Here is a 17,373-nt window from a genome sequence, read left to right on the forward strand (position 1 = left end):
AAGGCTGAGAAAATGACTGAGAAAAAGCGAAGCAGTGGAAGCGAGAACAAAACTGAGTTATCGAAAAATGTATCAAAGCGTCCGAATGAAGCTAAGCCCAAGAAGAAGCAGCGGGAAAAGCGTCGACTTTTTAATACGTTAAGATATCAGGTGGGCGTTCCGCCGACATTGGCTCTTATATTACCTTCTCTTGCTAAAGCCAGTGACGACATTGGAGATAACAGCGAGATTGTTGAAAACAGTGCCCTCACGCAAAAAAGCACAGGGCCTCAAGAAGATACTAAGAACTCTGAGTCAGTTTTTAAGGCTACGTCTTCTCATGAACATGAAGACATCGTCGCGGAAAGTCATAATAAAACAGATCAAACCCATCACGCTTTACCAAGTCGCCATTTAGCATTACACCGCTACCCAATGCATGCATATACATCGCATCATATTTTGAATCAGTCAGGCATAAAGTCGCTAAATAATACTCATCCTATCGGCACAGCCCCATTTGTTGTCTCTAGCGAAGAAGTAGAACACTCTCAGAAAACTGATAAACCGGATCACATTCATTCCGCACCCCAAATGTCAGGGCAATCGCAAAACGTAAAAGAGGATGGTGCTGTCTATCATGGGCAGATGAAAGCGACCGATGTTGACCGCGATGCTTTAACTTATTCTATCTCCAATTCAATCGACGGCTTGTCGTTCAATTCCGATGGCAGTTATACCTTTGACCCGAGTCATGCTTCTTATCAGCATTTAGCAAAAGGGCAGACTGAGGTGGTTCAAACCACAGTGACGGTCACTGACAGTGCTGGCGGTACGCACAGTGAAGCACTGCAGTTCACGATCACAGGGACGAATGACTTGCCGGTGATGTCAGGGCAATCTCAAATCGTTAAAGAAGATGACACCGTTTTTCATGGTCGGATGAAAGCGACAGATGTAGACCACGACACGTTGACTTTTTCTATCTCTAACCCAATCGATGGCTTGTCGTTCAATTCTGATGGCAGTTATACCTTTGATCCGAGCCATGCTTCTTATCAGCATCTGGCGCAAGGGCAAACAGAGGTTGTTCAAACCACAGTGACGGTCACTGACAGTGCTGGCGGTACGCACAGTGAAGCACTGCAGTTCACGATCACAGGGACGAATGACTTGCCGGTGATGTCAGGGCAATCTCAAAGTGTTAAAGAAGACGACACCGTTTTTCATGGTCGGATGAAAGCGACAGATGTAGACCACGACACGCTGACTTTTTCTATCTCTAACCCAATCGATGGCTTGTCGTTTAACCCCGATGGCAGTTATACCTTTGATCCGAGCCATGCCTCTTATCAGCATCTGGCGCAAGGGCAAACAGAGGTCGTTCAAACCACAGTGACGGTCACTGACAGTGCTGGCGACACGCACAGTGAAGCACTGCAGTTCACGATCACAGGGACGAATGACTTGCCGATGATGTCAGGGCAATCTCAAAGTGTTAAAGAAGATGACACCGTTTTTCATGGTCGGATGAAAGCGAAAGATGTAGACCACGACACGCTGACTTATTCGATTTCAAACCCAATCGATGGCTTGTCGTTTAACCCCGATGGCAGTTATACCTTTGATCCGAGCCATGCCTCTTATCAGCATCTGGCGCAAGGGCAAACAGAGGTCGTTCAAACCACGGTGACGGTCACTGACAGTGCTGGCGGCACGCACAGTGAAGCACTGCAGTTCACGATCACAGGGACGAATGACTTGCCGGTGATGTCAGGGCAATCTCAAAGTGTTAAAGAAGACGACACTGTTTTTCATGGTCGGATGAAAGCGACAGATGTAGACCACGACACGCTGACTTTTTCTATCTCTAACCCAATCGATGGCTTGTCCTTTAACCCCGATGGCAGTTATACCTTTGATCCGAGCCATGCCTCTTATCAGCATCTGGCGCAAGGGCAAACAGAGGTCGTTCAAACCACAGTGACGGTCACTGACAGTGCTGGCGACACGCACAGTGAAGCACTGCAGTTCACGATCACAGGGACGAATGACTTGCCGGTGATGTCAGGGCAATCTCAAAACGTTAAAGAAGATGACACCGTTTTTCATGGTCGGATGAAAGCGACAGATGTAGACCACGACACGCTGACTTATTCGATTTCAAACCCAATCGATGGCTTGTCGTTCAATTCTGATGGCAGTTATACCTTTGATCCGAGCCATGCCTCTTATCAGCATCTGGCGCAAGGGCAGACAGAGGTCGTTCAAACCACAGTGACGGTCACTGACAGTGCTGGCGGCACGCACAGTGAAGCACTGCAGTTCACGATCACAGGGACGAATGACTTGCCGATGATGTCAGGGCAATCTCAAAACGTTAAAGAAGACGACACCGTTTTTCATGGTCGGATGAAAGCGACAGATGTAGACCACGACACGCTGACTTATTCGATATCAAACCCAATCGATGGCTTGTCGTTCAATTCTGATGGCAGTTATACCTTTGATCCGAGCCATGCCTCTTATCAGCAGCTGGCGCAAGGGCAAACCGAGGTCGTACAAACGACGGTGACGGTCACTGACAGTGCTGGCGGCACGCACAGTGAAGCACTGCAGTTCATGATAACAGGGACGAATGACTTGCCGGTGATGTCAGGGCAATCTCAAAGCGTTAAAGAAGACGACACCGTTTTTCATGGTCGGATGAAAGCGAAAGATGTAGACCACGACACGCTGACTTATTCGATTTCAAACCCAATCGATGGCTTGTCGTTCAATTCTGATGGCAGTTATACCTTTGATCCGAGCCATGCCTCTTATCAGCATCTGGCGCAAGGGCAGACAGAGGTCGTTCAAACCACAGTGACGGTCACTGACAGTGCTGGCGACACGCACAGTGAAGCACTGCAGTTCACGATCACAGGGACGAATGACTTGCCGGTGATGTCAGGGCAATCTCAAAGTGTTAAAGAAGACGACACCGTTTTTCATGGTCGGATGAAAGCGACAGATGTAGACCACGACACGCTGACTTATTCGATTTCAAACCCAATCGACGGCTTGTCGTTCAATTCTGATGGCAGTTATACCTTTGATCCGAGCCATGCCTCTTATCAGCATCTGGCGCAAGGGCAGACAGAGGTCGTTCAAACCACAGTGACGGTCACTGACAGTGCTGGCGGCACGCACAGTGAAGCACTGCAGTTCACGATCACAGGGACGAATGACTTGCCGGTGATGTCAGGGCAATCTCAAAGTGTTAAAGAAGACGACACTGTTTTTCATGGTCGGATGAAAGCGACAGATGTAGACCACGACACGCTGACTTTTTCTATCTCTAACCCAATCGATGGCTTGTCGTTCAATTCTGATGGCAGTTATACCTTTGATCCGAGCCATGCCTCTTATCAGCATCTGGCGCAAGGGCAAACAGAGGTCGTTCAAACCACAGTGACGGTCACTGACAGTGCTGGCGACACGCACAGTGAAGCACTGCAGTTCACGATCACAGGGACGAATGACTTGCCGGTGATGTCAGGGCAATCTCAAAGTGTTAAAGAAGACGACACCGTTTTTCATGGTCGGATGAAAGCGACAGATGTAGACCACGACACGCTGACTTTTTCTATCTCTAACCCAATCGATGGCTTGTCGTTTAACCCCGATGGCAGTTATACCTTTGATCCGAGCCATGCCTCTTATCAGCATCTGGCGCAAGGGCAAACAGAGGTCGTTCAAACCACAGTGACGGTCACTGACAGTGCTGGCGGTACGCACAGTGAAGCACTGCAGTTTAAAATCACTGGAACCAATGATGCAGCTAGGATAACCGGGCAGTTCAACGGCACCCTCACAGAAGACCATAATGTTGATAGCTCTGGTTTAATGCACGTCCATGGAAAGGTGGATGTGGTCGATGTCGATCAGGGAGAGTCTCGTACACTGTCTGAGGTCCTTCAGGGTAAATTTGGTATACTAGATATAGATTCAGACGGGCATTGGCACTATCAAGTCGATAACTCTCTGTCAGCTATTCAACAGCTTGCGTCCGGCAATAGCATCAAAGAGCAAATCGCAATCCACACGGTAGATGGAACCAGTCAACTTATAGAAATTGTTATAGGAGGCACGTCAGATTCCGCGATCATTTCTGGTATAGATTCAGGTTCGGTGAAAGAAGATCTGAATGTCGTAAACGGGAGTATCAAAACATCTGGAGATTTATCAATATCAGACAGCGATCAAGGCCAGAATCACTTCCTATCACAAGCTTTGATAGGAACATTTGGCACCTTGACTATCGATGCTAATGGTCATTGGCAATATGAAGCGAACAATCAACAAACGGCGCTGCAAGAACTAGCTAAAGGCTCTCATCTAAGTGAATCCTTTGCTGTCTCTTCGGTAGACGGTACGCATCATAATGTAGACATTCAGATAGATGGCACAAATGATTTGCCAGTGATGGCTGGTCAATCGCAGGCCGTGAAAGAGGATGGTGCGGTCTTCCAAGGTCAAATGGTGGGTACCGATGTTGACCAAGACTTACTGACGTACTCTATCTCCAATCCAGTCGATGGCCTAGCATTTAATCCTGATGGCAGCTATACGTTCGATCCAGGTCATGCGTCGTATCAGCATTTGGCAAAAGGTGATACTCAAGTTGTGACCACCATGGTGACTGTGACGGACACCGCTGGCGGTTCGCACCGAGAAGAACTCAAATTCACCATTACAGGTACCAACGATTTGCCGATGATGGCAGGGCAATCGCAGTCGGTGAAAGAAGATGGCGCGGTGTTCTATGGTCAAATGGTGGGCACCGATGTTGACCAAGATTTGCTGACGTACTCTATCTCCAATCCAGTCGATGGCCTGTCATTCAACCCTGATGGTAGCTATACGTTCGATCCAAGTCACGCGTCGTACCAGCACTTGGCAAAAGGTGACACTCAAGTCGTGACCACCATGGTGACTGTGACGGACACCGCTGGCGGTTCGCACCGAGAAGAACTCAAGTTCACCATCACAGGCACCAATGACTTGCCAGTGATGGCAGGGCAGTCTCAGTCGTTGAAAGAAGATGGCGCAGTCTTCCATGGTCAAATGGTGGGCACGGATGTTGACCAAGACTTGCTCACTTACACCACTTCGAACCCAATCGATGGCCTGACGTTCAACCCTGATGGCAGCTACACGTTCGATCCAAGCCACGCTTCCTATCAGCATTTGGCAAAAGGTGACACGCAAGTCGTCACTACAATGGTCGCTGTGACCGATACGGCAGGCGGCTCGCATCAAGAAGAGCTCAAGTTTACCATTACAGGCACCAATGATTTGCCGGTGATGGCAGGCCAATTTCAGTCGGTGAAAGAAGATGGTGCGGTGTTCCAAGGTCAAATGGTGGGTACCGATGTTGACCAAGATTTACTGACATACTCGATCTCACATTCAGTTGATGGGCTGACGTTCAATCCAGATGGCAGCTATACGTTCGATCCAAGTCACGCGTCGTATCAGCATTTGGCAAAAGGTGACACCCAGGTTGTCACTACTATGGTTACCGTGACCGACACCGCTGGCGGCTCGCATCAAGAAGAGCTCAAGTTCACCATCACAGGTACCAATGACTTGCCAGTGATGGCTGGCCAAGCGCAGTCGGTGAAAGAAGATGGAGCCGTTTTCCAAGGTCAAATGGTGGGTACCGATGTTGACCAAGATTTATTGACGTACTCAGTCTCACACCCAATCGATGGTCTTTCATTCAACCCAGATGGCAGCTATACGCTCGATCCAAGCCATGCGTCGTATCAGCATTTAGCAAAAGGTGACACTCAAGTTGTGACCACTATGGTCACGGTAACCGATACGGCAGGTGGATCGCATCGAGAGCAGCTCAAATTCATCATCACAGGCACTAATGACTTGCCCGTGATGGCAGGGCAATCGCAGTCGGTGAAAGAAGATGGCGCAGTGTTCCATGGCCAAATGGTAGCCACCGATGTTGACCATGATTTGCTAACCTACACCACATCGAACCCAATTGATGGCCTGACGTTCAACTCTGATGGCAGCTATACGTTTGATCCAAGCCACGCGTCTTACCAGCATTTAGCAAAAGGTGACACTCAAGTTGTGACCACTATGGTCACGGTAACCGATACGGCAGGTGGATCGCATCGAGAGCAGCTCAAATTCATCATCACAGGCACTAATGACTTGCCCGTGATGGCAGGGCAGTCTCAGTCGTTGAAAGAAGATGGCGCAGTGTTCCACGGTCAAATGGTGGGCACGGATGTTGACCATGATTCACTAAACTACACCACTTCCAATCCAATTGATGGTCTGACGTTCAACCCAGATGGCAGCTATACGTTCGATCCAAGTCATGCGTCGTATCAGCATTTGGCAAAAGGTGGCACCCAAGTTGTGACCACCATGGTTACGGTGACCGACACCGCTGGCGGTTCGCATCAAGAAGAACTCAACTTCACCATCACAGGCACCAATGACTTGCCAGTGATGGCAGGGCAGTCTCAGTCTGTAAAAGAAGACGGAGCCGTGTTCCATGGTCAAATGGCGGGCACCGATGTTGACCATGATTTGCTAACCTACACCACTTCAAATCCAATTGATGGCCTGACGTTCAATCCAGATGGCAGCTACACGTTCGATCCAAGCCATGCGTCGTATCAGCATTTGGCAAAAGGTGACACTCAAGTTGTGACCACGATGGTGACGGTAACCGACACCGCTGGCGGTTCGCATCAAGAAGAACTCAAGTTCACCATCACAGGCACCAATGACTTGCCCGTGATGGCAGGGCAGTCTCAGTCGGTGAAAGAGGATGGGGTGGTGTTCCATGGTCAAATGGTGGGCACCGATGTTGACCACGACTTGCTCACTTACACCACCTCAAATCCAATTGACGGCCTGACATTTAACCTAGATGGCAGCTATACGTTCGATCCAAGTCATGCGTCGTATCAGCATTTGGCAAAAGGTGACACTCAAGTTGTCACGACTACAGTTACTGTAACGGATACCGCTGGCGGTTCGCACCGAGAAGAGCTTAAGTTCACTATCACAGGCACCAATGATTTACCCGTGATGGCTGGCCAATCACAATCCGTGAAAGAAGATGGTGCAGTGTTTCACGGTCAAATGGTCGGCACCGATGTTGACCAAGACTTACTGACGTACATCACTTCCCATCCGATTGATGGCCTGACGTTCAACCCAGACGGTAGCTATACGTTCGATCCAAGTCATGCTTCATACCAGCATTTGGCAAAAGGTGATACCCAAGTCGTAACTACGACGGTAACGGTGACCGACACCTCTGGTGGTTCGCATCGAGAAGAGCTCAAGTTCATCATCACAGGTACTAATGATTTACCAGTGATGGCAGGACAGTCGCAGTCGCTGAAAGAAGATGGTGCAATGTTCCACGGTCAAATGGTAGCAACCGATGTTGACCAAGATTTGCTTACTTATACCACCTCAAATCCAATTGACGGCCTGACATTCAACCCAGATGGCAGCTATACGTTTGACCCAAGTCATTCGTCATATCAGCATTTGTCGCTTGGCGACACACAAACCGTGAAAACCACGGTCATAGTGACTGATACTGCGGGTGGGCAAGATCAAAAAGAATTGTCTTTCCTTATCGAAGGAACCAATGACAAACCTTCAGTGACGCCAATCACTGCTCAGTTCCATGAAGATCAGTCACAGCATCTTGATATTAACTTGTTGTCCCATGCTCAGGATGTAGATGGTGACGCACTAAACGTGGGGAGTTTGTTTCAAGTTAAGGTGAATGGGCATATAGAGAGGCTTCCGGATGGCTTTGGCATAGTCAATGGCCATTTGCAGGTAGACCCTTCCAGTTCTGCATTCCAGCATCTTGCGCAAGGCGAGGTCGCGACATTTGAACTGAGTTACAAAGTCACGGATAGTCATGGAGCGTCAACACCTCAAAGTGTCACTGTAAAAATAGTCGGTACCGATGATAAGGCGCAGCTGGCTTCGAGTTCGATAAATATCGGTGAAGCTGCTGCCGAGCACACCTATCACGGCACCTCTATCAAAGGTGCACTTCAACTGACGGATATTGATACGACCGACAGCCCTCAGTTCGTCGATATGATCTACCAATCTAGCTCTCGATTAGGTGCTCTCGCGCTACGTGCAGATGGACACTACGAGTACTTTCTTCAAGGTAATTATGTTGGTACAGCCAATGCTCAAAAAACGGTGGCTGCACTAAAACCTGGTGAGAGTATCACTGAAACCTTCAATGTGAAGACCGCCGATGGGCAAACAAAACCCGTCACTGTGACCATTCATGGTGAAGAAGATAGTGCACAGATTGTCGTTAATTATGGTACGACAGACAATCACTTACATGAAGACTCGATGACGTCTCCGGCATACCCTACAGAGCTGTTTGCAACGGGTATCGTCAAGGCCATTGACCCTGACCATGATGACGACCAATTGAAGCCTCAAACGTTAGTGTCGACCCACGGAGGTCACTTCACGGTGACAGAAACGGGCATGTGGCAATATCACATTGACAACAGCTTACCTGCGATTCAGCAGCTAGGTAACGGAGAGAGCTTCCAAGAGCAATTTACCGTTGAATCAAAGGATGGGTCTGCGCAAAAAATCATTACCGTAACGGTACATGGCACCAATGATGACCCGGACGTCTCTTCGGCCGTAACATTGCCATCTGGTCATGAAGACAAGCCTTATATTATTAGCGGTGCCGCCTTGCTTGCCAATGCATCGGATGTTGATGCTAACGATGCAGGTCATTTATCAGTCGCTAGTCTTGTTGCGCTGAAGGCTGATGGTTCTTCTGCTGGCACCATTACAGATAATCACAATGGTTCGTTCACATTTACCCCTGAACTCAACTACAACGGACCAGTGCGTTTTAGCTACGACGTCCATGATGGTCATGGTGGAAGCGTCGTCACCTTTGCGAGCGCTTCGCTCAAACCAGTGTCAGATAACGCACAAATAAGCTACTCATCGACCGACCATCATTTGGCTGGTGTGACCGAAGACAGAGGCTACATTGATACCCATGACAAGCTTCACTTTGAAGGTAAACTCAACATTGTTGATCCTGACCAAGGAGAAGCGATATTTGATATTAACTACGGTCCACAAACCTATACAGGCATAGGCTATGATACCAAGCTTGGCGGCCATATTTTTTTGATGCGCGATGGCCACTATACCTACACGATCCGAGACCATCAGCCCCAAGTTCAATCATTAAACCAAGGAGAAGTGCTTACCGATCAGTGTGTGGTTCGCGCGAAAGATGGGACGACGTTTACGATTGAAGTGAATATACACGGCACTAATGATGTGCCAACTCTAAGCGCTCAAACCCAGTCTGTAATTGAAGACGGTAGTCGTTTAACTGGGCAGATGCAGGGGCAAGATATTGACCACAGAGCGACGCTCACATATTCGATAGCTCATGCCGTTGATGGACTGGTATTCAACACAGATGGTAGTTATTCATTTGATCCTTCTCATGCTAGCTATCAACAGCTAAAAGACGGCGAGCATAAAGTCGTTACCATTCCTGTCACTGTAACCGATGAACAAGGCGCTAGTACAACTCAAAACCTGACTATCAATGTTCGTGGTACCGCAGACAGGGCGGTTATCGGAGGCGTCGATGCTGGCGACGTTGACGAAGGCCAAGGTAGCTTCGGGGACATGTCACCAGACTACGCCCATCGAGGAATGGCAAAATTAGGGCAAGCAGCCCTCAGTGTGTCGGGCAAGTTAGACATCATTGACCCTGATAGTGGCGAGTCTCAATTCGATCCTAAAGGAGGGGCTTGGAATAATTCGTACCATGGTCAATATGGACATTTAATACTCAACACAGATGGTACATGGCATTACGACGTCACCGTTGGTAATGTTGACTGGGTCGGTAATCGAAAATCTACCGTTGGTACCACCATAGATCAACTAGGTGAAGGGCAAACACTGACGGACACGATTACTATTCAGTCTAAAGATGGAACCACTCATGACATTGTAATAACCATACATGGCGACAATGACCGCCCGTACTGTTCTAGTGAAGTACAACTCAATAGTGGAAAAGAGGACCTCGCACAAACCATCACAACAGCCGAGTTGCTAGCTAATACTATAGACGTCGATGCCAACGATGCTGGCAAGCTCTTTGTTACGAATCTGCATGTCGATCATGGTTCAATTCTCGACAATAAGGATGGTACTTTTACCTTCACACCAGATAAAGACTACAACGGACAAGTTCACTTCTCCTATGACGTCAAAGATGCCCATGGTGGCACGACACATACTGGTGCAAATGCCACACTGGTCGCGACCCCAGATAAAGCCATTATTTCAGAGGTATCCACTGGAACCGTGATAGAAGACGGGCCACACGCAACGCACAACAACGGAACAATTACCGAGTTGGCAAGTGGTCAACTTCAGGTCATAGACCCAGACAGCGGCGAAGATAAGTTCCAGTACAGCCAATTTGGCGAGACTCGCGTTCACGACCCATTTGGTGGAATACTTCGAATTGATAGCGCGGGTAATTGGGGCTATAGCGTCGACAACGCGGCGCTTCAACATCTAGCACAAGGGCAAGTTGAAACAGTGACATATCGCGTCCACAGCTTCGATGGCACCGCATACGACTTACATATTGATGTCATTGGAACCAACGACGCCCCTACAGTCAACAAAGTGGTTCTCAGCAACGGCGCAGAAGATACAAATTATCAAATGCAGGCAAGTCAGTTCGGATTCACGGACGTCGATACTGGTGATACGCTGCACTCAATTGTCATCACCGACATTCCACCAGCCACTCAAGGCAAATTTGTGCTTGATGGCCACGAGATTGCGGCAGGTCAGAGTATTCCGGCTGCCGATATATCTAAGTTACAGTTCGTGCCTACCCTTGATTTCAACGGTGATGTTCAGTTTAAGTTCACTGTTAATGACGGACATGTCGACTCACAAGAAGCAACGAATACACTGCATATTGACGCTGTTAAAGATGCGGCTCAAATCAGTGGTGTTGATACCGGTGACGTTGACGAAGGCCAAGGTAGCTTCGGGGACATGTCACCAGACTACGCCCATCAAGGTATGGCAAAACTAGGGCAAGCAGCCCTCAGTGTGTCTGGCAAGTTGGACATCATTGACCCAGACAGTGGTGAGTCTCAATTCGACCCTAAAGGAGGGGCTTGGAATAATTCATACCATGGTCAATACGGACATTTAATACTCAACACAGATGGTACATGGCATTACGACGTAACGGTTGGTAATGTCGACTGGGTCGGTAATCGAAAATCTACCGTTGGCACTACGATAGACCAATTGGGTGAAGGACAGACATTAACTGACACGATTACAATTCAGTCTAAGGATGGCACCACCCATGACATCGTCATAACCATTCACGGTGACAACGATGCACCATATGTCTCTGGCGAGGTTCAGCTCAACTCTGGTAAAGAAGACACAGCTAAAACCATTACTGCTGCAGATTTATTAGCGACTGCGATCGATGTTGATCACAACGACCAAGGTCAGCTGACCATCGCTAACCTCGTTGCAGATCATGGCTCAATTCTAGACAACCAAAATGGCACTTATATCTTCACACCTGACAAAGATTACAACGGTCAAGTGCACTTTATTTATGATGTTTTGGATGCTCACGGCGGCACAACACACACGGGAGCAAATATTACTCTTGCCTCTGTCGACGACAAAACCACGATTACAGGCGTTGATCACGGTACTGCTACAGAGGATGTCGCTACGCATATGTCGACCAATGTAAACATCATGGATGCCGTTGACTGGCAAGCGTTACAAATCACAGATGTGGACAGTCCTAATAAACAAGTGAAGGTTGAGTTTGCCGGACAACAATACACGTGGGACTTGGGCAGCGACCTAGATGTAACCACTCCGTATGGTAAGTTTCAATTTCATACTTTGGTGAGTGGGCCACATGCGGGTGAACATTCATGGAGTTATATCGGTGACAACTCTAATGTTCATGTTCAAGAGTTAAAACACGGTGAATCACTCACTGAATCGATCAAGCTAATCGCCGCTGACGGCACTGAGTTTCCAATAACAGTGAAAGTGAGTGGTACTGAGGATGGCGTTGTCATTGATTCTAAATCTGAGCTGGGTCATGTTGTCGAAAATGCCCAGACAGGTGCGTCTGTTGCAGGTGGCGTGACGGCGCATGATACAGACCTTCATGATTCTGTGAGCTGGACACCAACACCTGCGGGTGGCGTTAGTGGTCAGTATGGCTCGTTCCATCTAAGTACCGATGGCCAATGGCACTATAATGTTGACCAGAGCAAAGCGACTAAACTCGGGGAAGGGGACGAATACTGGGAACACTTTACCATTGAGGCGGTATCTACTGACGGTAGTAAGGTCTCACAAAGTGTATCAGTTGTTGTGCGTGGCAATAATGATGCACCAGTGGTGAGTGGCGAGGTGACTTTACCGTCCGGCAAAGAAGACTCGTCAATACACATTACGCAGGCACAACTTATCGCCAACGCCACAGATGTCGATTCAAACGACAGAGGTTGGCTGCACGCTCAAAATCTAACGGCAGACCACGGTACTATTACCGCTAATTCGGATGGCAGTTTCACCTTCAATCCAGCCCCTAATTATAACGGCACCGTTCATTTTACTTACGATGTTGCTGACAGGCATGGCGGAGTTGCACACACTGGAGCAAACACGACCTTAGCTGCAGTCAATGACAGCCCTGATGTTCAGCCAATTACAGATCGAGTCAAAGAAGACTCAACCAATCATCATGCCGTTGACCTCTTATCTGGCGCAACAGACAAAGAAGGGGATGCCTTGTCTGTGTCCCAAATCAGATATTCAGTCGATGGTGCTACCGCAACGGCTAGTTTGCCTGACGGTTTGACTTTAGGTGCAGATGGTCATTCTGTGATTATTGATGCAACTCACTTGAGCTTTCAGCATCTTGCCGTAGGCCAGACACAGCAAGTTGTAGTGAATTATCTTGTCGATGATGGGCATGGAGGGCAGACACCACAGTCGGCGACCTTAACGATTGAAGGGACAGATGACAGGGCAGTTCTGATATCTAATATTATTCAGATGACGGAGTCTGAAGCCTTACTAAGTAAAACAAAGAGTTATCATGGAAACTTGCACCTTACAGACCCTGATACAGGGGATCACACTCAGTTCGTGTTTAGTGGTCGATACATGGGTCAGGGTTATGCGCCGGGTAGTTTGTATGTTTGGCCAGACGGTTCTTATGAATTCCGATTAGAGTCAGCTCGCAATCGACATGCCGATGATTTGATCGACAGCCTCCATAAAGGGGAATCGATGGAGATCCCTTATCAGGTCAGAACCAGTGATGGTCAGAGACTCAACATCATCGTTAAGGTAATTGGGGAAGATGATCAAGCTCGTATTGTCGTTGGACAATATTCGTCATTAGCTAATCATGTTTATGAAGATAACTTGTCACCGGGAAGTACGCCAAATCAAGTGTGGAGCGGTGGCAATTTACATGTTATCGACCCCGATCATGGTCAAGCGGGGTTCGTTACTCAGAGTTTTGATACACCAGAAGGGGGACATTTCTCTATCAATGTTCGTGGCGGATGGCAGTACACAATAGACAATGCCAAACTGCAGCATTTAGGTGAGGGGCAAAGCTACCAGAAAACGTTTACGGTTGAATCGATTGATGGCACGGCTCAGCAAACTATCACGGTGACAGTACACGGTACCAACGACACGCCTGTCGTTACTTCCGCAGTGAGCTTATCTCAAGGCACAGAAGACACGCCAGTTACATTGAACGCGGCGGATTTACTCGCTCATGCCAGTGATGTTGATGACCATAGTCTATTGAGTGTGCACAACTTGAGCGTTGATCATGGGCTGGTGGTCGATAACTTAGATGGAACCTTCAGTTTCACTCCGGAGAAAAATTATCACGGACAGGTGCAGTTTACTTATGACGTCAAAGATGAACATGGCGCTTCAGTATCGACGTCCGCCACAATGAACTTAACTGCCGTTAATGATGCGGCAATATTTACTGGCGATTCAGCAAGTCTGGTCGAAGATACTAACCTTCAACACAACACTCGACTTGCAGGTACATCCACTATTCAGGATGCACTATTTTGTCGTGGAAGCCTTGTGATTTCTGATGTTGACGGACAAGGCGAAGCGGCATTGGACCTCAAAGGTCTGCACCAAATATCGCAAGATGGTACCTATGGTCACTTCTTGATTAAGCCAGATGGGACATGGGTCTATACTGCCGACAACAGCAATACAAACATTCAAGATCTAGATAACGGCCAGACCTTAACCGACAGTATCGAGATTACCTCGATAGACGGTACTAAACATTCAATTTCAGTGACCATCAGTGGCTCGACGGATAGACCAACGATACACAGTTTTACGGATTCAGGTGTTCAAAACACGGGACCTATTGAGGGTAATCTCATCTCTGGTGTAGGCACCTCACAAGGTACGGCGGCAGCGGCGACAGACTCAGACTCTAATGCTCACCTTGTTCTTCAGGACATTCAGATAAAAGATCCTGTGTCAGGAAATTACGTGGCTGTCACTCCAGGTCACCCTCATGCTATAGCGGGAATTGGCACACTAGCTATTGAAGCCAACGGTCACTACATCTTTACTCCTGAAGCGGGCTTCACCGGAAAAGTACCCAACATGGTGTATCGAGTCGGAGACGATGGCGGTACCCCAGTTAATGATTCCTCGCAAAATACGCTATCCATAGAGGTTAAGCCGCCAGCTCAACATGCACCAACGGTGACACCACAAACGGTCACAAGCGATGAAGACCAAAGTCATACTTTCACCGCTGCAGAATTTGGCTACCAAGATGCTGACCATGATGCGCTAAACCACATCACGATTACTCAGTTACCTTCCCACGGTCTGTTAACCTTAAATGGTGTAGCTGTCACTGCGAATCAACAAGTTTCTAAAGCAGATCTAGACGCGGGCCATTTAACCTTCACACCAATACAAAATCAGAGCGGCGCTAATTATGCGCATTTTGAGTTCCGTGCCAATGACGGGCATCAGGATTCGACAAGCGCATCCATGAGCATCGATGTGAACGCGATCAATGATGCGCCTGTTCTTCACATAGTACCGGTGACACCGATAACAGGGCAGTTAACCAATATAGATCCAGACATTGGGGATGTACATCACTATTCTGTCGCTTCTTCAACGGGTCGTTTTGGTCAATTAACGTTAGATCAGGATACAGGTGACTATAAATACGTGCCAAGCGGCCAACTATTAGGGATGCAGTATCACTCAAGCGGTAACCAGTACACGGCTAAGGATACATTTGAAGTCACTGTTACTGATAGGGCTGGCGCAACTTCAACGCGTTATATGACCTTTGATTTAAATGGCAACATGACAGCGCCTACAATCCAAGGTCAGCGCCCGGGAATCAGTGTACATGTCACTGGTCTACCAACGGTCACCACTACTATGCCTAGTCATGGAAGCAGCGTCTCTCAACCTGCGAATCGTGTATCTATAGATCTGGTTACCGCAAGCGACTCAGGACAGTCACATACCGATAATGTGACTAACCAAACGACACCAACTATTGCCGGGCATACGGATATCCCGTTTTCTGAAGTGAAGCTTTATGATGGCGCTCATGCAGTGGGTAGTGGATATTCGGATGCACAGGGTAACTACCAAATATCCACAACGGCTCTGACAAACGGTGTTCACAATCTCTCAGCAAGAGCGCTGGCGCCTTCAGATTTAGTGCCTGCCATATCGGGGCTGCTTCCTGTCACGATAGATACTCAGCCTCCGAGCCCCGCGTTGACTGTCGACACTATCGCAACGGATGATGTTATAAATGCGCACGAGTCTCAAGGAATTGTTACGATTACAGGGTCGGTCTCAGGTGATGCTCAGCAAGGCGATGTCGTCACCTTGAGAGTAGGTGGCCATTCCTATTCTGGTACCGTTGATGGTTCTCACCATTATCATGTTGACGTTCCTGGGTCAGAATTAGCCCAGACAACAACTGTTCACGCGAGTATTACGAGCTCTGATCTTGCTGGCAACGTGGGAACGGCATCGGTTGATCACCACTTTGATGTTGATACGACGGTAGCAAGCCCCTCTATCAGTTTCGAGAGCCCCGGCCCAGATAAGTTATACAGTAAAGCTGAGATAGCAAGAGGAGCGGCAGGAACAGTGACGGCAACCGTCCACGCGGCGGCCGATGCTAAGGTTGGTGAGCATTTGAACATTAATGGTGTAGACCATGTTCTGGATGCTAATGCTATTCAACATGGAATCCAATTAGAAGTGGCACCAAATACCGTTGTTAAAGCGGTGATGACCGATGAGCATGGTAATGTGAGTTCTGCTCTTAATGTATCGGCGGGAGCAAAACCTGAACCTATCGTCGTGACGGCCCCAAGTGGCAGCCACCATATCAGCGCGAACCTCGGTGTTCCAACCCTGATGCCGTCACAAACGCCAGTGCCAACCTCACAGCAAGGATGGAACATATTGGTTGGCGGGCATTATCAAACGTCTTTCACCAGTCAGTGGGGGACACTCAGTATTGATCCCCAAACAGGGCATTTGAGTTATCAAGAGCATGCTAATGTTCATACTGGCCCTCATGGTTCTGCACAGAATGTTGGGGTTCATGAAGACCATTTTCAGATTGCTCTACAAGGCTCCCATCATGATGATGTTGTATTGCACGTACAAGTCAGCATTTTAAGTCACGGACCAGGGCATAGTGGGAAGTTAACGTTGGGCACTGAAGTTTTAGATATGACGGTCACACCTGTGCTTCCTCATACATCACCACCGCCTCCACCGCCACCACCGAAAGATGCTTATGATGAACCAGAGCCGGCTCTCCTAAAAGAGACCCCTCATGAGCTAACAATCATGGCGGAGCTGGGAATTGATCATCCCAAACATAGCGATGATACGCCGATTGAGAAACATACAGCCGCAAGCAGCTACATGGAGCAGTTGAGGATCGGCAAACAGGATTCTCACACAGATAGTTCCAGCACAGACTTGCCTGATGATATCGATATTGTTTTCAACGATGCGGACCAACACGATACGAAATTTGATCATCACGAAGATGCGAGTCATTATGGCAATCATAGTGGTCTTGAGCATCTGCAGGATACGGACAGCGAACACCATGACGTGGATGATCCGACGTTACCTGATGACCCGACCCGCTAATCTTTAGTA

1 protein-coding gene is annotated in these 17,373 nt (G+C 48.2%); it reads left to right on the top strand.

All coding sequences use genetic code 11. The features are described from left to right. Window positions 1-12 precede the first annotated feature (12 nt). Window positions 13-17,364: a VCBS domain-containing protein gene (locus J4N45_RS19865; RefSeq protein ID WP_252016320.1), complete on the top strand. Its 17,352-nt coding sequence runs from the start codon at window positions 13-15 to the stop codon at window positions 17,362-17,364. Window positions 17,365-17,373 lie beyond the last annotated feature (9 nt).

Origin of the sequence: Vibrio sp. SCSIO 43140, from assembly GCF_023716585.1 — a bacterium.
Lineage (GTDB): Bacteria > Pseudomonadota > Gammaproteobacteria > Enterobacterales > Vibrionaceae > Vibrio > Vibrio maritimus_B.